The sequence below is a fragment of the Streptomyces ferrugineus genome (assembly GCF_015160855.1).
In the GTDB taxonomy this organism is placed as follows: domain Bacteria; phylum Actinomycetota; class Actinomycetes; order Streptomycetales; family Streptomycetaceae; genus Streptomyces; species Streptomyces ferrugineus.
In genome coordinates, this window is the sequence record NZ_CP063373.1 from 4,411,800 (window position 1) to 4,428,686 (window position 16,887).

The window sequence follows — 16,887 nt, forward strand, 5'->3', positions numbered from 1 at the left end:
TGGTGGTGGCATGACTGCCACGCTCACCCCGTCGTCGGCCGACCGGAAGGCATCCGCCCGCACCACGGCCGCGCCCCGCCGGCGCACCCGGCTCCTCGCGCTGCCGGAGGTCCGCTGGGCCGGCGCGGCCACCGCCCTGTTCCTGCTCGCACTGCCCCTCCAGCTCGCCGGCGCGCCCGCCTGGACCTGGGGCACGCTCTACGCGCTGGCCTACGCCACGGGCGGCTGGGAGCCGGGCTGGGAGGGGCTCAAGGCGCTCAAGGACCGGACCCTCGACGTCGATCTGCTGATGGTCGTCGCCGCGCTCGGGGCCGCCGCCATCGGGCAGGTCATGGACGGCGCCCTGCTGATCGTCATCTTCGCGACCTCGGGCGCCCTGGAGGCCCTCGCCACCGCCCGCACCGCCGACTCGGTGCGCGGCCTGCTCGACCTGGCCCCCGCCACGGCCACCCGGATCGGCCCCGACGGCACCGAACAGACCGTCGCCGTCGAGGAGTTGTCGGTCGGCGACACCGTCCTCGTCCGCCCCGGCGAGCGCGTCGGCGCCGACGGACGGGTGCTGGACGGAGCCGGCGAGGTCGACCAGGCCAGCATCACCGGCGAGCCCCTCCCGGCCGCGAAGGAGCCCGGCGACGAGGTCTTCGCCGGCACCCTCAACGGCACCGGCGCCCTGCGCGTCCGGGTCGAGCGCGACGCCTCCGACTCCGTGATTGCCCGCATCGTACGGATGGTGCAGGAGGCGTCCGAGACCAAGGCGCCCACACAACTGTTCATCGAGAAGGTCGAACAGCGCTACTCGCTGGGCATGGTGGCCGCGACCCTCGCCGTGTTCGGTGTTCCGCTCGCGTTCGGCGAGGAGTTCTCCGCGGCGCTGCTGCGCGCCATGACCTTCATGATCGTGGCCTCGCCGTGCGCGGTGGTCCTGGCCACCATGCCGCCCCTGCTGTCGGCCATCGCCAACGCCGGCCGGCACGGCGTGCTGGTGAAGTCGGCCGTGGTGATGGAGCGCCTCGGCCAGGTCGACGCCGTCGCCCTCGACAAGACCGGCACCCTCACCGAGGGCACGCCACGGGTCGTCGACGTACGGCCGCTGCCCGGAAGCGCTCTCGACGAGGACGAGTTGCTGACGCTCGCCGCCTCGGCCGAGCACCCCAGCGAGCACCCGCTGGCCCGCGCCGTGGTGGACGCCGCACGCGAACGGCGCCTGGACCTGCCCGCCGCACGGGACTTCACGTCCGCACCCGGCATCGGCGTGCGGGCCGTCGTCCGGGGCCGTACGGTCGAGGTGGGCGCCCCGGCCCGGCTGCCCGCCGACCCCGACGGCGAGGTCGCGGCACTGGCCGGGGAACTGGAGGAGTCCGGCCGTACCGCCGTCCTCGTGGCCGTGGACGGCGACCCCGCCGGAGTGCTCGGCATCGCCGACCGGCTCCGCCCCGACGCGGCCGCCACCGTCGCCGCCCTCACCGCACTGACCGGCACCGTCCCGACCCTCCTCACCGGCGACAACCGCCGGGCCGCCGCTCACCTCGCCGCCGAGGCGGGCATCGAGGACGTGCGGGCCGGGCTGCTGCCGCAGGACAAGCTGGGCGCGGTCAAGGAGATGGAGGGCGCGGGCCGCAAGGTGATGGTCGTCGGCGACGGCGTCAACGACGCGCCGGCGCTGGCCGCCGCCCACATCGGCGTCGCCATGGGCCGGGCGGGCTCCGACCTGGCCCTGGAGACCGCCGACGCGGTGATCGTCCGCGACGAACTCGCCGCCGTCCCCACCACGGTCGCCCTCTCCCGCCGCGCCCGCAGACTGGTCGCGCAGAACCTCGTCATCGCCGGGGTGTTCATCGCCGGCCTCGTCGTCTGGGACCTGGTCGGCACCCTTCCGCTGCCGCTCGGCGTCGCGGGCCACGAGGGCTCCACGGTCCTCGTCGGCCTGAACGGGCTGCGCCTGCTGCGCGACACGGCCTGGCAGCGGGCGGCGAGCGAGGGCACCGGCTGACGGGACAGGGGTCGTCACCCGGTCGGTGACAACCTCGGCGGTCAACGGCCCCTGCCGTTCCGTCCCTTGAGGCCGGTCGCAGCGGCCCGCAGGTCGGGGGCGGGTGACGACGGCCGGACCCAGCGCCGAAGTCGGGGCGGGAGCCGCCGGGACGACGGGTGCGACGATGCTCACCGGCGCCGCCGCACCCGGCGAACCGCTCAACTGCGCTCGGTGGCCGCATCGAGCCTCGACGGCCTCTGGCTCGTCCGTTCCTGACACGGGGCGGCCGCGCACACGGTGACTTCCGGCCGTGACGGGAGAGGCGGTCAGCGGCCGGGCGCCGGGCCGGTGCTGTGGCGGAGCACCAGGTCGACCGGGACCAGTGAGTCGGCCCGGGACGGCTCGGTGGCGCCGTCGAGCCGGTCGAGGAGCAGCCGCAGCGAACGCGTGCCGATCTCGGCGAAGTCGGTGCGCACGGTGGTCAGCGGGGGCAGGAAGTGCGCGGCCTCGGGGATGTCGTCGTACCCCACGACGCTGATGTCGCCGGGGACGGAGCGGCCCGCCTCGTGCAGGGCGTGCAGCAGGCCGAGGGCCATCTGGTCGTTGGAGGCGAACACGGCCGTGACGTCCGGGCGCCGGGCCAGGCGCCGGCCCAGCTCGTAGCCGGAGTCGGCGCTCCAGTCGCCGGTCAGCGGGGCCGGCACCGCGGCGCCCGCCGCCTCCAGACTGGCCTGCCAGCTCCCCATCCGGTGATCGGCCGAGGTCCAGCCGGTCGGGCCGGCGATGTGCCACACCGTACGGTGGCCCAGGCCCAGCAGATGTTCGACGGCCTTGCGGGCCCCGGTCCGGGAGTCGCCGGTGACCTGCTGGGTGTCGGCGTCGAGGCCGTTCTCCAGCACGACCAGCGGGGTGTCCAGGCGGGTGTCCGCCAGGGTCTTGCCCACCCACAGCTGCGGGGCGATGGCGATCACCCCGTCCGCCCCCTCGGCGGACAGCCGGTTCACCGCCTCGACCACCGTGTCGGGCTCGGCCGTGTCCAGCGCGATCGAGCTGAGCAGGTAACCGGCGTCCTGCGCCGCGGTGTTGATCGCGGTGAGGATGGCGGCGGGCCCGTAGCGGGCGGCGTCGAAGGAGATCACACCGACCATCCGGGTCCGTCCGCTGGCCAGTGACCTGGCACTGCGGCTCGGCCGGTAGCCCAGCGTCCGCATGGCGGCCAGTACCGTCTCGCGGGTCTCGGGCCGCACCGACGGATGGTCGTTGAGGACCCGGGAGACGGTCTGCTTGGAGACTCCGGCCAGCCGGGCCACGTCGTCCATCACGGGGCGCGCGCCCGCGAAGTTCCGTCTGCTGCGCCCTCTCGGAGCGGAGTCGTCGGCGGAGCTTCGGGTCATGATCGCTGTTCCCTCGACATCGTCACGGCGGTGGCGTCCCGCCCCGGCAGAACCCCAGCATAGGCAGGTGGGCGGGGCGCGGCCCCGGACTCAGCTCGCCCCGACGGCCCAGGTACGCCCGCGAACCCACTCGGCACGCGTCACGGCGGCCGTCCGCGCGTCCCGTGGCGCGTGGACCTTGGCATCGGGGTGCAGAGGCAGTACCCGCACAGACAGGGCCGCTCCCGCCGGCAGCCGGCCGATGTCCCAGACCCGCCCCGAGGAGAACTGGTCGGCGACCAGCGTGTCTCCCACGTACGCCCGCCCGACGTCCCCGGTCCAGTGCAGCCGCAGGAGGGTTCCGTCCGGGAGGTCCTCCGGTACGTCGACGCGGTACTCGGCGGCCACCGTGTCGAAGTACTTGTCCGCCGGGACGCTCGCCCGCTCCAGCACACCCGTCGAGGGCTGGGGCGCCGCACCGGCGGGCCGCACGAGGGTCACCGGCGCATCGCAGGCACGGGGGCCGTCCGCCTGGACGGTGTACCGGGTGAACACCCCGTCCGCCGCGCCGGTCAGCGCCTCCCCGTCCACCACCACCGCCTCCGGCGCGGGCAGCACGGCGAACGACGGCCGCACGGCCGTGCTGTGCACCCGCACCCCGTCGCCGTCGAACACCACCCCGTCCGCGCACAGCACCAGCCGCTCGGCGCCCCACGCCGTACCCCGGTAGACGGTGCGGGCCGTCGCCGCGTCCAGCACCAGCAGCCCGACCCGGCCACCGTCGACGGCCTCCACCTCGACCAGCGCGTCGGTGCCGGGCCGCAGCCCGGTCACCAGGATCCGGCCGTCGACGTCGGCGATGTCGCCGGACGGCGCACCGACGGACGCCACCGTGCCCGCGTCCAGGGCGAGTTCGGGCGCGATGCCCTCGGTGGCGGCGAGCACCAGGACGGTACGGCCGTCCAAGCCGACCGTGCACACGGGCTGCGCGGTGGCCCACTCCAACCGCACACCGGCGACGTCGATCCGCAGCGGCCAGCAGAAGTACGCGCCGCAAGGCACGGTCACCGGCGAACTGGGCAGGGTCAACGCCCTTGAGACGCCCGGGAATTCGACGTTGAAGGCGGTGTCGGGGTGGTCGGGCAGCGGCTCGTGCGGCTGGTGGTTGTTGACGAAGAGGAACCCCGAGGTGCCGTCGCCGCGGACGGCCCACCGCAGGGTGTCCCGGTCGTGCTGGCCACGGGGCCGGTCCTCCGGCAGCACGGACTCCATGGGGGCGATCAGGTGCCCGAAGTCGGCCAGCATCAGGTGCTGGAGGCGGAGTTCGTCGTAGGAGGGCCGGTACTGGCCGTACTCGCCGAGCGGCGCCTGGAAGTCGTACGTCAGCACGGGCAGGTCGTTCGGGTAGGCGGTGGCGTGGGACTCCTGGAGGGTGGAGCGCTCGCCGAGCGGGTTGGTGCCGCCGTGGAACATGTAGTAGCCCTGCCACACCGAGCCGCAGCCGATCTTGGTGAGGCCGAGCGCGCCGATGTCCGCGGCGTCCAGGCGCGGTCGCCGGTGGTAGGCGACCGCCATGCCGCCGCCCAGCTCGCAGGTGGCCCAGGGGAATCGGTCCGCGAGGGCGTCCGGGTCGCCGCCCCGGACGGCGGTCGGCCGCAGATCGGCGCCGATGCCCTCGTCGTCGCGCTGGTGGGTGAAGAAGAAGTGCTTGCGGCAGGTGTCCGGCCAGCCGCCGTCGGCCTCGGTCCAGAACGCCTCCGGGTACCCGCCGTACAGCGGAAACAGCTCGTCGCCGGGGAGCTGGACGCCGCCCCACGCGGTCGACGTCCACAGGGGCGCGCTCAGGCCGGCTTCCTGGGCCATCCGCTTCAGCGTCAGCAGATGGCCGGGCTGGTCGTAGAGCTCGTTCTCGATCTGGAGGGCGATGATCGGGCCGCCGTGGGCGCGGTCCAGGCCGCGAAGCTGCTCGGCGACGGCCGCGAACCAGCCGCGCACGGGCTCCAGATACGCCGGGTCGTCGGTGCGGGGTGTGCAGTCGCGGGCGAGCAGCCAGTCGGGCAGCCCGCCGTTCCGTGCCTCGGCGTGGGACCAGGGGCCGATGCGCGGGATGAAGTCCAGTCCGTGCCGGGCGCACAGCTCCGCGAAGCGGCGCAGGTCGAGATCGCCGTCGAAGCGGACGCGGCCCTCGATCTCCTCGTGGTGGATCCAGATGACGTAGCTCGCGACGGCGGTCACCCCGCCCGCCTTCATCTTCAGCAGCTCCTCCTCCCACTCGGCGGCCGGGTAGCGGGAGTAGTGGAACTCGCCGGAGACCGGGAACCAGGGGCGGCCCGCGCGGGTGAGCCAGCGGCTGGTCACCTCGATCGGGTCGGGGACGCCGGGCGCGTCGGCGAACGGGAGGTGCCCGTGCAGCGGGGGAGTGGTGGGTGCGGGGAGGCGCAGCAGGTGCATCACCAGGTGTTCTCCGGTCCGAGGTCGGGGGTGTCGGTCAGCAGGCCGCGGATCGTGGTGGTGCCGTGCAGTTCCAGCAGGACCAGTTCGTTGGCGCCCGGGCGCAGGACGGGGGCCGGGACGTAGAGGGTGTGCTGGGGGCCGCGGTTCCAGTAGCGGCCGAGGTGGAAGCCGTTGATCCAGGCCTGGCCCTTGGTCCAGCCGGGCAGGGCGAGGAAGGTGTCGGCCGGGGTGTCGACCTCGAGCGTGCCGCGGTGGAAGGCGGGTTCGGCGGCCGTGGTCGCGTCGGACGGCGCGAACGGCACCGCGCTCAGGTCGTCCAGCGGCAGGGGGTGGCAGTCCCAGCCGTGCAGCGGGCCGCCGTCGAAGGTGACCGGGCCGAGCAGGCCCTTGGGCGCGCCGATGCGCGGGCCGTAGTTGACGCCGCCCATGTTCTCGACGAGGACCTCCAGCGTGGCGCCGGGGTGCGGGACGCGGACGGGGAGGGTCTCCTCGTGGCGTTCGCGTTCCAGTACGCCGACGGGGGCGCCGTCGACGAAGACCTGGGCGCGGTCGCCGACCCCGCCCGCGAAGTGCAGCAGACCGTCGCCCGCCGTGTCGAAGGTGGTGCGGTAGAGCGCGTAGCCGGTCTGCAGGCCCAGGTCGTTCATCGTCGCCGGGCGCTCGGTGCGGACGGGCTCGGCGAGGGCCTTCGCGTGCCTGAGCAGCGGCGCTCGGTGGGTCAGCTCGACGGTGGTGGGCGGGAGTTTGGGAGCCGGTGCCGGGGCGGGCTCGTCGGGGACGGGCAGATGGCGGGCGATGACCTCGCGGAAGGCGTGGTACTTGGGGCCGGGGTCGCCGCACTCGGTGAGCGCCGCGTCGTAGTCGTACGACGTGATGGTGGGCGCGTAGGCGTGCTTGTGGTTGGCGCCGTTGGTGAAGCCGAAGTTGGTGCCGCCGTGGAACATGTAGATGTTGACCGAGGCGCCGGCCGACAGCAGCCGGTCCAGGTCGGCGGCCGCGTCGGCCGCGTCCCGCACATGGTGCGGACCGCCCCAGTGGTCGAACCAGCCGATCCAGAACTCCCCGCACATCAACGGGCCTTCGGGCCGGTGCCGGCGCAGCGCCGCCAGGTTCTGCTCGACCCGGCTGCCGAAGGTGGCCGTCGCGAGGACGCCGGGGAGGGTGCCGGTGGCCAGGTGCTCGGGGTCGGCCTGGTCGCAGGTGAAGAGCAGCTCCTCGACGCCCCTGGCGCGGAAGGCCTGCTCGACGTGTTTCAGGTAGGCCGTGTCGTCGCCGTAGGCGCCGTACTCGTTCTCCACCTGGACGGCGATGACCGGGCCGCCCGACGCGGCCATGTACGGCAGCAGCGGAGGCAGGAACGCGTCGAGGTAGCGGTCGAACGCGCCCGTGAAGCGGGGGTCGCTGGAGCGCAGCCGGATGTCGGGGTCCGCTATGAGCCACGCGGGCAGGCCACCGTTGTCCCACTCGGCGCAGATGAACGGCCCCGGGCGCAGCAGGACGCGCAGTCCCTCGTCGTGGGCGAGGCTCAGATAGCGGGGCAGGTCGAGGAAGCCGTCGAGGACGAGCGGGCCGTCGGGGTCGGGCTGGTGCAGGTTCCACGGCACGTACGTCTCCACCGTGTTGAGGCCCATCAGCCGTGCCTTGCGCAGCCGGTCGGCCCACTGGTCCGGGTGGACCCGGAAGTAGTGCATCGCGCCGGAGATGATCCGGAACGGCTCGCCGTGCAGCAGGAAACCGTCGGCGGACGTCGTCAGAGCGGACATGCGGAGACTTCCCTTCGGTTGGGAGGAACGGGGGTGCGGGTCAGCGCGGCCGGGTGGTGCGGATCAGCCAGCGGGTCGCCACCAGGCACAGGGCCGAGACGGCGCCCAGGACGAGGGGGACGCTGCGGGTGCCGGACCACTCGATGGCCTTGCCCAAGGCCGGTCCCGCCACCACGCCGCCGGTCATCGAGGCGGCGATCACCATCGCGCCCGCTCGGCGCGCCCGCGGGGCCGCCCGGTTGAGCCACGGCAGCCCGGTCGGGAAGATCGGCGCGATGAACAGACCCACGCCGGCGTAGGCGTACGGCGCCAGCGCCGGCACCGTGGCCAGCAGCAGACACACCGTCATGCCCGCGCACGAGACCGTGATGATGGCCTGCGCCGAGAACCGCAGCGCGAGCGGGGCGACCAGGAAGCGGCCGACGGTCATCATCAGCCAGTACACGGACGTGGCCGTGGCGGCGACCCCGGCCGAGTAGCCGACGGTCTCCAGATGGGTCGGTTCCCAGCCGCCGACACCGGCCTCGATGCCGACGTGCAGGACGTACAGGGCGACGAACACGGCGAGCACGGAGCCGAGGCTGCGGGCGAGGACCTGGCCGCCGTGCGACTCGGTGGCGGCCTCGGACGGCTGTGGCGGCTGGTCGCGCACGCCGCGCAGGCACAGCAGCAGCGGCAGGTTGGCCAGTGCGAAGCCGAGGAAGACCGCGGGGTAGTGGGCGGAGCCGACCGTGCCGATCAGGGCCGGGCCGAGGATCGCGCCGATGCCGAAGTGGGCGTTGAGGATGTTGAGCATGGCCGTGGAACGGTGGCCGAAGCCGACGGCGAACAGCTGGTTGAGTCCGTAGTCGATCCCGCCGAAGCCGAGCCCGGCCAGCAGGGCCATGGCCAGGGCGGTCGGCCAGTTCGGGGCGAGCGCGAAGCCGGCCGCGCCGACGGCCATCAGCACATACGAGGCGCCGAGGATCCGCCGGTTGCCGATGCGGCCGTAGAGCCGGTCGAAGGGCAGCACGCCGGCCACCCCGCCGACGAAGTGCGCGCTCAGCCCGAGACCGGCGGCCGACGGCGACAGGCCGAACTCCTCGCGGAACGCGGGGATCGCCGGGCCGTAGAGGGCCTGGAGCGCGCCGATGAGTACGAAGCCCACGCATGAGGCGACCACGGCGGCCGGGCTGAAGACCCGCGGGTGCGAAGGTGCCGACGTCAGCGTCATGGACAGTGATGTTACCGGTAACATCTTCGCGCTCGTCAAGATCCGTGCCGCACTGAGCGGCGGCGAGCTCGTGGTGTCGTCGCTCGCGCTGCAGAGTTGGACTGTCAGTACAGAGCCTGGACAGGTAGTCTAGAAGTCGACGGTGTGAGCGGACTGGGAGTGTGCGATGGCGGCCGAGGAGGCCCTGGAGGCGGAGCGGAGCGCGATCCTGGCCGCGCTGAGGCCGGTCGTCGACGGGCTTGTGGCGACGTTCGGGCCGATGTGCGAAGTGGTCCTGCACGACTACCGGCGGCCGGAGAAGTCCGTGGTCGCCGTGGCCGGTTCGGTGACCGGGCGGGCCGTGGGCGGGGCGATGAGCGAGATCGGCATGCGCGTCGTCGCGCGCGGCGAGGAGGCGGGCGACGAGCTGAACTACGTCACCCGGACCCAGGGCGGCAAGCTGGTCAAGGCCTCCACGATGGTGCTGCGGGACTCGACCGGCGCCGTGTTCGGCGCCCTCTGCGTCAACCTCGACATCACCGCCGTGAGCGACGCCCACGCCCTGCTCGGCGCCCTCGCCGGCCTCGGCGGCACCCCGGCCGAGGTGCCGGTCACCACCTTCGGCAACGACATCGACTCCGTCGTCGACGCCATCCTCGACGCGCATCAACCGCGGCAGAACGGCAGTTGGGCCGGTCTCGACCGCGCCCGGCGTCTGGAGCTGTTCCGCGGCCTGGACGAGCGGGGCGTCTTCGCCGTGCGGCGCGCGATCGAGCAGGTCGCGGCGCGGCTCGGCATCTCCCGCGCGTCCGCCTACAGCTATCTGTCCCAGGCGCGCGCCGAGACCGGGACGGCGACGGCGGCGGACCGGGCCGCGACCGACAAGACATCCTCTGGAGGACACGCGTGACGACCACCACCCCACCGGTCACCCTCGACGACGTCCGCGACGCCGCCGCGCGGCTCAAGGGAGTCGCGCACCGCACCCCGGTGCTGCGCTCACGCACCCTCGACGCACTCGCCGGCGCCGAGGTCTTCCTCAAGTGCGAGAACTTCCAGCGTGTAGGCGCCTTCAAGTTCCGAGGCGCCTACAACGCGGCTTCCCGTCTGTCGCCGGAGCAACTCGGCCGGGGCATCGCCGCCTACTCGTCCGGGAACCACGCCCAGGCCGTCGCCCTCGCCGCCCGGGAACTGGGCACCACCGCGGTCATCGTGATGCCCGAGGACGCCCCGCCGTCGAAGCGGGCGGCGACCGAGGGGTACGGCGCCGAGATCGTGACGTACGACCGCTACACCGGCGACCGCGTCGCCATCGCCGAGACCCTCGCAGCCGAGCGCGGTCTCGCTCTCATCCCGCCGTACGAGCACCCGCACGTCATGGCAGGACAGGGCACCGCCGCCCTCGAACTCCTCGAAGAGATAGGGGAGTTGGGCGCGCTGCTGACGCCGGTCGGCGGGGGTGGGCTCATGGCCGGCAGCGCGACCGCGGCCAAGGGGCTGTACCCGGACGTCCGCATGATCGGCGTGGAACCGGAGGCCGGGGACGACACCAAGCGGTCCCTGGAGGCGGGGCGGCGCATCAGCATCCCGGTGCCGCACACCATCGCCGACGGGCAGGCCCTGCACACACCCGGGGAGCTGACCTTCTCCGTGAACCAGAGGCTCGTCGACGAGATCGCGCTCGTGAGCGACGACGAGATCCGCGACGCGATGCGGTTCGCCTTCGAACGTCTGAAGATCGTCGTCGAGCCGAGCGGCGCCACCCCACTGGCAGCCCTGCTCAACGGCCGGGCGGGCGCGCTGCCGCACCGCGTGGGCGTGATCGTCTCCGGCGGCAACATCGACGCGGAGCGCTTCGCCGAGCTCTGCGGGAAACGGGGCTGAGGGCCGGTCGGAGCGGGAGCCCCCGGTTGGCGGCTTCGGATGGACGGGCGGACGATTGAGTGGTAGGAGGCCGGCCGCCGACGGCGGTGTCCAGGGCCGCCGGGGAGACCGGCCCCCGGCCGCGGTGAGACGCGGCCGGAAGGGAGCGCGTCATGTTGGAAGTGAAGACGCTCGACAAGCCGGACGAGCGGCGTGATTTCCCCCGCGGTCACCTCGAAGCCGTCCACATGACGGACCTCGACTTCGCCGTGGCGACCTTCGAGCCCGGCTGGCGCTGGTCGGAGTCCGTGGGCCCGATCGCGGGCACCGAGAGCTGCCAGATGCACCACAACGGCTACATCCTCCAGGGCCGCATGCACATCCGCATGGACGACGGCGGCGAGAGCGAGGTCAGCCCCGGTGACGTCTTCGTCTGCTCGCCCGGGCACGACGCCTGGGTCGTGGGCGACGAGCAGGTCGTGGCCTACGACTTCCAGGGGCAGACGGCGCGGGAGTACGCGAAGAAGTGACCGTCGGCCCTCGTCGGCAGGTCACACGGTGACGACGACCTTCGCGCGCGCGTGCTCCACCTCCAGGTACCGGATGGCCTCGGCCGCCTCGCTCAGCGGACACGTCCGCTCGACGACCGGGGCGATCTTCCCGGACTCGGCCAGCTCCCGAAGCGCCGCGAGGTTCGCCTTGGTCTGCCGGGCCGATATCTCGAGGAGCCGCTGGTGGCGCGCGAAGGGCGCCACCAGCCGCCGCTTGATGAAGAGCCCCATCGGTCCGACGACACTGCCGCCCTCGTACACCCCGCCGCCGGACAGGGCGAGGGTCCCGGTGGGCGCCAGGACCCGCCGGAACTCGCCGAGCGAGCGGTTGCCCACCAGGTCCAGCACCACGTCGTAGCGCTTCCCGCCCCGGGTGAAGTCCTCCTGCGTGTAGTCGACGATCCGGTCCGCGCCCAGTGACCGGACCAGCTCCACGTTCCTGGTGCTGCACACCGCCGTCACCTCCGCGCCGTACACCTTGCCGAGCTGCACGGCGAAGGTGCCCACGCCGCCCGACGCCCCGTTCACCAGCAGGGTCTGCCCCGGCCGCAGCCGCGCCACGTCACGCAGGCCGATGAGGGCGGTGTTGGCCGCGAGCGGTATCGCCGCCGCCTGCTCGAAGGTGAGGTTGGCCGGCTTCGGGCCCACCTCGCCGTCCTGTGCGCACACGTACTCCGCGAACGCGCCGTCGGCCTCCCCGTACACCTCCTCGCCGGGCTTGAGTTCCGTGACCCCGGAGCCGACCGCCTCCACCACACCGGCGAAGTCCCGGCCCCGCACGGGCGACTTGGGCCTGCGGAATCCCATCATGCCGCGGGCCAGCACCGGGTCGCCGTGCATGAAGTGCCAGTCGTACGCGTTGACCGAGGCCGCGTGCACCCGCACCAGCACCTCACCGGCCGCCGGCGTCGGCCTGTCGATGTCCCTGAACTCCAGGGTGTCCGCCGAGCCGTACCGATCCTGGATCACTGCCTTCATGGGATCCCCCTCCGCTCTTGTCGAGCCTAGGAAATCCCCGCTGTTCGGACCATCGGGGACGAACCCTGATTTTCATCGGGGTCCGGACTCGCCTCACCCTGAGGAAACCGTTCGGTTTCCCGTATGGCCGACGCGGCAGGTCAAGGCGGGGCTGTCGGCCGATCCGGCCGTCTCCACATGCGGCTCGCCGCCTGACTAGACCGGCAGCAGCCGCGCCACCAGCGCGCTGAGCTGCCGGGCGGTGCGGCACTCGTGCATCTCGACCAGTTCGGCGTAGGCGGGCGCGGCGGAGTCGCCGGTGCCCCAGACGGCCCGCTGCTCCGGGTTCAACCAGTAGACGCGGCGCGCCCGTTCGGCGATCTGCCGTACCGCCGGCAGATTCGGGTCGCCCATGTTCGTACGGGCGTCACCGAGGACGAACACGGTCGTGCGCGGGCCGACCGCGTCGCCGTAGCGCTCCGCGAACTCGCCCAGCGCCATGCCGTAGTCGCTGCTGCCGTGATAGCCCGTGAGCGTGGCCTCCGCCTCGATGCGGGCGCTGAGGCCGTCCGGGTCGGCGGTGCCGCGGTCGAGCAGCCCGGTCACCTCGTCGATCCGGTTGACGAAGGCGAACACCCGCACCTTGCTGAACTGGTCGTGCAGTGCCTGCACCAGCAGCATCGTGAAGTCCGAGAACCCGGACACCGACCCCGACACATCGCACAGCAGCACCAGTTCGGGGCGCACGGGACGCCGTCTGCGCAGCACCGGCCGCATCGGCACCCCGCCCGTCGACAGCGAGTCGCGCAGGGTCCGCCGTAGATCGATCGCGCCCCGGGAGGCGCGGCGGCGACGGGCCGCGAGCCGGGTCGCCAGCTTACGAGCCAGCGGCTGCACCGCCCTGCGCAGCTCGGCCAGTTGCGCCTTCCCGGCGAACAGGAAGTCGACCCGGTCGGCGGTCGGCGCCACCGCCCGCCGGGCGATCTCGTCCCGTCCACGCCGCTCGGCGACCCGGCGCCGCGCCTCCGTGGCCGCCAACTGGCGGAAGACCTCGATGCGCCGCCGGATCTCGTCCTCCAGGAGCCGGTCGGCGAACCCCGAACTCCCACCCTGACCACGGACGTTGTCGCGCACACGGGCGAGCAGGGTCTGCGGCCGGAGCCGTTCGAGCGCCTGGTACGACGACCAGCCGTCCGACTCCGGGGAGGAACCGTAGCCGCCGAAACCGTCGACCGCCTCGGCCGCCAACCGGGCCATCAGTGCCTCGTCGTTGGCGGCCAGGGCGGACGCCAGCCGGTCGCGCAGGTCGTCCCGACCCGCCGCCTTCTGCTCCGGGCCGCCGACACCGCGCGGGAAGTAGAGGTCGAAGACCGGGTCGAACACCGGCCGTTGGTGGGGGCCGTGCAGCAGCGTCGCCGCCAGGCCCTCGCGCAGCAGCTCCCGGTCCGCGAGGCCGAGCGCTTCGATCGCCCGCGCCGCGTCCACCGTCTCGCCGGTGCCGATCCGGACCCCGTGCGCGCGCAGCGCCCCCACCAGCGACGTCAGCCGGTCCGCGACGCCCGCGGGCGTGGTCACAGGGCGTCCAGGTCGAGCTTGGCGGTCGCCTTGAGGACGTCGTCCTGGTGCTTGAGCAGGACGCCGAGAGTGGCCCGCACGACCGCCTCGTCCAGCGTGCCGGCGCCGAGCGCCAGCAGGGTGCGCGCCCAGTCGATCGTCTCGGCCACCGACGGCACCTTGCGCAGGTCCATCGCCCGCAGCGCGCCCACGACCCGTACGACCGAGCGGGCCAGCGCCTCGTCGAGCCCGGCCACCTTCAGCCGGACGATGCGACGCTCCAGCTCCTCGTCCGGGAAGCCGATGTGGAGGAAGAGACAGCGGCGGCGCAGCGCCTCGGACAGCTCGCGGCTCGCGTTGGAGGTGAGGACGACGAACGGGCGGCGCGTCGCGGTGATGGTGCCCAGCTCCGGGACCGTGACCTGGAAGTCGCTGAGCACCTCCAGCAGCAGGCCCTCGACCTCGACGTCCGCCTTGTCGGTCTCGTCGATCAGCAGCACCTTGGGGTCGTCGCCGCGGATGGCCGTCAGCAGCGGACGCGTGAGCAGGAACTCCTCGCTGAAGATGTCCGTGCGCGTCTCGTCCCACGTCTCGTCGCGGCCCGCGCTGATGCGCAGCAGCTGCTTGGCGTGGTTCCACTCGTACAGCGCGCGGGACTCGTCGACACCCTCGTAGCACTGGAGCCGTACGAGCCGCGCTCCCGTCACCTCGGCGACGGCCTTGGCCAGCTCCGTCTTGCCGACCCCGGCCGGGCCCTCCACCAGCAGCGGCTTGCCCAGGCGGTCGGCGAGGAAGACGGTCGTGGCCACGGCGGGCGAGGCGAGATAGCCGGTCTCGGCCAGGCGTGCGGAGACATCGTCGACGGATGTGAACAACGGGGCCTCCAGTTCGGCAGCACAGCAAGAGAGCGGGACGGCAAGAGAGCGGGACGGCGATACAGCGGGACAGCAGGATCGTCGGGACGGGCCGGGCACCTATCTAAGCGCTTGTTCAGCGATGATGTCACGAGGGTTCCGGGTATCGGAAGGCGGTAGACCGATCGGTTTTCTCTCCTCTCGGGCCGCGCTGCTCATGACGCCACCGCGACCGCCCCGACCGCCGGCGTCCGCAGCATCCGCCGGGCCGTGAAGAGGCTGGTCCCCAGCGTCACCGCCGCCGCGATCGCGGCGACCGCCGCACCGATGCCGTAGACCTGACCCGGCAGCACCTCGTCGGCGCGGACCACGGCGAACGGGACGATCCCCGCGAGCGCGGCCAGCGCGCCGAGGAAGATGCCCGTGACCGTCAGGATCAGCCCCTCGACACCGACCGTCCCGAGCACCTGCCCCACCGTCGCCCCCGCGAGGCGCTGCTGCCCGAACTCCCGGACGCGGTAACTGGTCGCCGCGTACAGCGAGTTGACCAGCATCACACAGACGAAGACCACGATGATGCCGACGACCGTGAAGTTGAGCGTCTCGAGGTTCTTCGCGTCGATCGACTTCGCCACCCCCGAGGCCTCGACGGCCTCGCTCTCCACCGCCTGCATGGTGAGCGTGGCCGTGGCGACGGCCGTGAACAGGATCAGCGACATCAGAATCCCGGCCAGCTCGCCGGACCGCTCCCGCAGATTCCGTACCGCCAGCCACCCGCTCGCCCCGTCCAGCGGCAGCCGGTTCAGCACGCCGTCCAGCAGCCGCGGAGCCAGCAGCGCGAGGCCCACCGACAGCAGGATCGCCCCGTAGGCCGCCGGGGCCATCAGGGCCGCGTCCGATGCCGAGAACGCGAAGGTGGAGGTCACCGAGGCCACACCGGCGAGCAGGGCGGCGGACACGAGGAACTTCCGTGCCCCACCGGGCTGTTGGCGCCCACGCGTCGCCCGCCGTACGGCGAGGAAGGCGGCGCCGGCCGACGCGAGCAGCGTGATGTCGAAGCCCGTGAGGTACGCGATCGGGCCGAAGGAGTGCTCGACGGACTCGGCGACCTGGCCGCTGTCCTGGAACACCTCCAGCAGCGCCCGGCCGCCCAGCATCGCCGGGCCGATCGCCAGCGCCGCACCGACCAGGGCCACCACCACGGCCTCACCGACCACCATCCGCTTGAGCTGCGCCGGAGTCGCCCCCGAGCAGCGCAGCAGCTCCAGCTCGGCGGCGCGCTGCCGGACGTTGACCGTGAGCGTCGAGGCGACGGCGAAGAAGACCAGCAGGGTGCCGTAGCCACCGACCACGCCCGCTGCCGTGGACAGGGTCTCGGCGCTGGTGGAGTCGACGCCGTCCTGCGCCGCCGTGTCGTGCATCGAGTTGAACGTCATGATGATCGCCGCGCCCAGGAACGCGGACAGCAGGGTCGCGAGGAACCGCCCGGGGCGGTGCCGGATCGACCGCATGGCCAGCAGGAACATCGCTCACACCGCCACGGCCACGTCGTCGCCCAGGTGTGCCAGCCGCTCGGCCACCGCGTCCGGGGTCGGCGCGTCCACGCGGCCCGCCAGCCGGCCGTCCGCCAGGAACAGCACCGAGTCCGCGTAGGAGGCGGCGACGGGGTCGTGGGTGACCATCACCACGGTGCGGCCGTGCACCCGCACCGCCTGCTGGAGCAGCCGCAGCACGTCACGGGCGCTGCGCGTGTCGAGGGCGCCCGTCGGCTCGTCCGCGAAGATCACCCGGGGCTCGGTCACGAGCGCCCGGGCGATGGCCACGCGCTGCCGCTGACCGCCGGACAGCTGGCCGGGACGGTGCCCGAGCCGGTCACCGAGGCCGACGGAGGTCAGGACCTCCCTGGCCCGTCGGCGGTCGACGCGCCGTCCGGCGAGCTTCAGCGGCAGCACCGTGTTCTGCGCGACGGTCAGCGTCTCCAGCAGGTTGTACTGCTGGAACACAAACCCGATCCGCCCCCGCCGGAACTTCGTCAACTCCGCCTCGCCGCCTCCGGTCAGCTCGGTGCCGTCCACCCGCACGATGCCGCTGTCCGGCCGGTCGAGCCCGGCCGCGCAGTGCAGCAGCGTGCTCTTGCCGGAACCCGACGGCCCCATCACCGCCGTGAAGGTGCCGCGCCCCAGCCCCAGAGTGATCCCGTCCAGAGCGGTCACGGCACCGTCGTCCCTGCCATGGGTCTTGGTGACCTTGACCAGCCGGAGCGCCTCCGCGGCGGGTCCCTTGTCGTGCGTGGGTCGCGAGCCTGTGCGCAACATCGCCATCACTCTCCGTCCGGCACCCCCTGTGCCCTGCCG

General features: G+C 73.0%; 13 protein-coding genes. 4 read left to right on the forward strand and 9 right to left on the reverse strand.

Features of this window, described 5'->3' with window-relative positions; all coding sequences use genetic code 11:
* Nucleotides 1–10: 10 nt before the first annotated feature.
* Nucleotides 11–1,990, forward strand: coding sequence for a heavy metal translocating P-type ATPase (locus tag IM697_RS20140; RefSeq protein WP_194049092.1), 1,980 nt, complete (start codon nt 11–13; stop codon nt 1,988–1,990).
* A gap of 308 nt (nt 1,991–2,298) precedes the next feature.
* Here the strand turns inward: IM697_RS20140 and IM697_RS20145 are convergent, their stop codons facing one another.
* The 4 genes from IM697_RS20145 to IM697_RS20160 form a co-directional block, all read right to left on the reverse strand.
* Nucleotides 2,299–3,366, reverse strand: coding sequence for a LacI family DNA-binding transcriptional regulator (locus IM697_RS20145; RefSeq protein WP_194049093.1), 1,068 nt, complete (start codon nt 3,364–3,366; stop codon nt 2,299–2,301).
* Between the two features lie 90 nt (nt 3,367–3,456).
* On the reverse strand, nt 3,457–5,796 hold the full coding sequence (locus tag IM697_RS20150; RefSeq protein ID WP_194049094.1) for a beta-galactosidase: 2,340 nt from the start codon (nt 5,794–5,796) through the stop codon (nt 3,457–3,459).
* Entirely contained in the window at nt 5,796–7,562 is a 1,767-nt protein-coding gene (locus tag IM697_RS20155) for a glycoside hydrolase family 35 protein (protein WP_194049095.1), read from the reverse strand. The genes IM697_RS20150 and IM697_RS20155 overlap by 1 nt, the downstream gene beginning before the upstream one ends.
* Nucleotides 7,563–7,602: 40 nt before the next feature.
* Entirely contained in the window at nt 7,603–8,775 is a 1,173-nt protein-coding gene (locus tag IM697_RS20160) for an MFS transporter (protein ID WP_194049096.1), read from the reverse strand.
* 166 nt (nt 8,776–8,941) lie between these two features.
* Between IM697_RS20160 and IM697_RS20165 the strand changes: the two genes are divergently transcribed.
* The 3 genes from IM697_RS20165 (at nt 8,942) to IM697_RS20175 (ending at nt 11,147) form a co-directional block, all read left to right on the forward strand.
* A complete protein-coding gene (locus IM697_RS20165) occupies nt 8,942–9,664 on the forward strand; it encodes a helix-turn-helix transcriptional regulator (RefSeq protein ID WP_194049097.1) in 723 nt (240 codons plus the stop codon).
* Entirely contained in the window at nt 9,661–10,638 is a 978-nt protein-coding gene (locus tag IM697_RS20170) for a threo-3-hydroxy-L-aspartate ammonia-lyase (RefSeq protein ID WP_194049098.1), read from the forward strand. Before IM697_RS20165 ends, IM697_RS20170 begins: the two co-directional genes overlap by 4 nt.
* Before the next feature lie 152 nt (nt 10,639–10,790).
* Nucleotides 10,791–11,147, forward strand: coding sequence for a cupin domain-containing protein (locus IM697_RS20175; RefSeq protein ID WP_194049099.1), 357 nt, complete (start codon nt 10,791–10,793; stop codon nt 11,145–11,147).
* Nucleotides 11,148–11,168: 21 nt separating this feature from the next.
* Here IM697_RS20175 and IM697_RS20180 read toward each other — a convergent pair whose 3' ends face one another.
* The 5 genes from IM697_RS20180 to IM697_RS20200 form a co-directional block, all read right to left on the reverse strand.
* On the reverse strand, nt 11,169–12,146 hold the full coding sequence (locus IM697_RS20180) for an NAD(P)-dependent alcohol dehydrogenase (protein ID WP_194049100.1): 978 nt from the start codon (nt 12,144–12,146) through the stop codon (nt 11,169–11,171).
* Nucleotides 12,147–12,341: 195 nt separating this feature from the next.
* A complete protein-coding gene (locus IM697_RS20185; RefSeq protein WP_194049101.1) occupies nt 12,342–13,700 on the reverse strand; it encodes a vWA domain-containing protein in 1,359 nt (452 codons plus the stop codon).
* Nucleotides 13,697–14,554, reverse strand: coding sequence for an AAA family ATPase (locus IM697_RS20190; protein WP_194049102.1), 858 nt, complete (start codon nt 14,552–14,554; stop codon nt 13,697–13,699). Before IM697_RS20190 ends, IM697_RS20185 begins: the two co-directional genes overlap by 4 nt.
* Before the next feature lie 194 nt (nt 14,555–14,748).
* Nucleotides 14,749–16,059: an ABC transporter permease gene (locus IM697_RS20195; RefSeq protein WP_194049103.1), complete on the reverse strand. Its 1,311-nt coding sequence runs from the start codon at nt 16,057–16,059 to the stop codon at nt 14,749–14,751.
* Between the two features lie 3 nt (nt 16,060–16,062).
* The gene (locus tag IM697_RS20200) at nt 16,063–16,848 is read right to left on the reverse strand and encodes an ABC transporter ATP-binding protein (RefSeq protein WP_194049104.1); all 786 of its coding nucleotides are present in this window, start codon (nt 16,846–16,848) and stop codon (nt 16,063–16,065) included.
* Nucleotides 16,849–16,887: the final 39 nt, after the last annotated feature.

Excerpts from the sequence above, each read along its gene's own strand:
- IM697_RS20160 (WP_194049096.1), bottom strand. The coding sequence starts at position 8,775 with ATGACGCTGACGTCGGCACCTTCGCACCCGCGGGTCTTCAGCCCGGCC.
- IM697_RS20155 (WP_194049095.1), bottom strand. The coding sequence starts at position 7,562 with ATGTCCGCTCTGACGACGTCCGCCGACGGTTTCCTGCTGCACGGCGAG.
- IM697_RS20150 (WP_194049094.1), bottom strand. The coding sequence starts at position 5,796 with ATGCACCTGCTGCGCCTCCCCGCACCCACCACTCCCCCGCTGCACGGG.
- IM697_RS20180 (WP_194049100.1), bottom strand. The coding sequence starts at position 12,146 with ATGAAGGCAGTGATCCAGGATCGGTACGGCTCGGCGGACACCCTGGAG.
- IM697_RS20175 (WP_194049099.1), top strand. The coding sequence starts at position 10,791 with ATGTTGGAAGTGAAGACGCTCGACAAGCCGGACGAGCGGCGTGATTTC.
- IM697_RS20195 (WP_194049103.1), bottom strand. The coding sequence starts at position 16,059 with ATGTTCCTGCTGGCCATGCGGTCGATCCGGCACCGCCCCGGGCGGTTC.
- IM697_RS20140 (WP_194049092.1), top strand. The coding sequence starts at position 11 with ATGACTGCCACGCTCACCCCGTCGTCGGCCGACCGGAAGGCATCCGCC.
- IM697_RS20145 (WP_194049093.1), bottom strand. The coding sequence starts at position 3,366 with ATGACCCGAAGCTCCGCCGACGACTCCGCTCCGAGAGGGCGCAGCAGA.
- IM697_RS20200 (WP_194049104.1), bottom strand. The coding sequence starts at position 16,848 with ATGTTGCGCACAGGCTCGCGACCCACGCACGACAAGGGACCCGCCGCG.
- IM697_RS20165 (WP_194049097.1), top strand. The coding sequence starts at position 8,942 with ATGGCGGCCGAGGAGGCCCTGGAGGCGGAGCGGAGCGCGATCCTGGCC.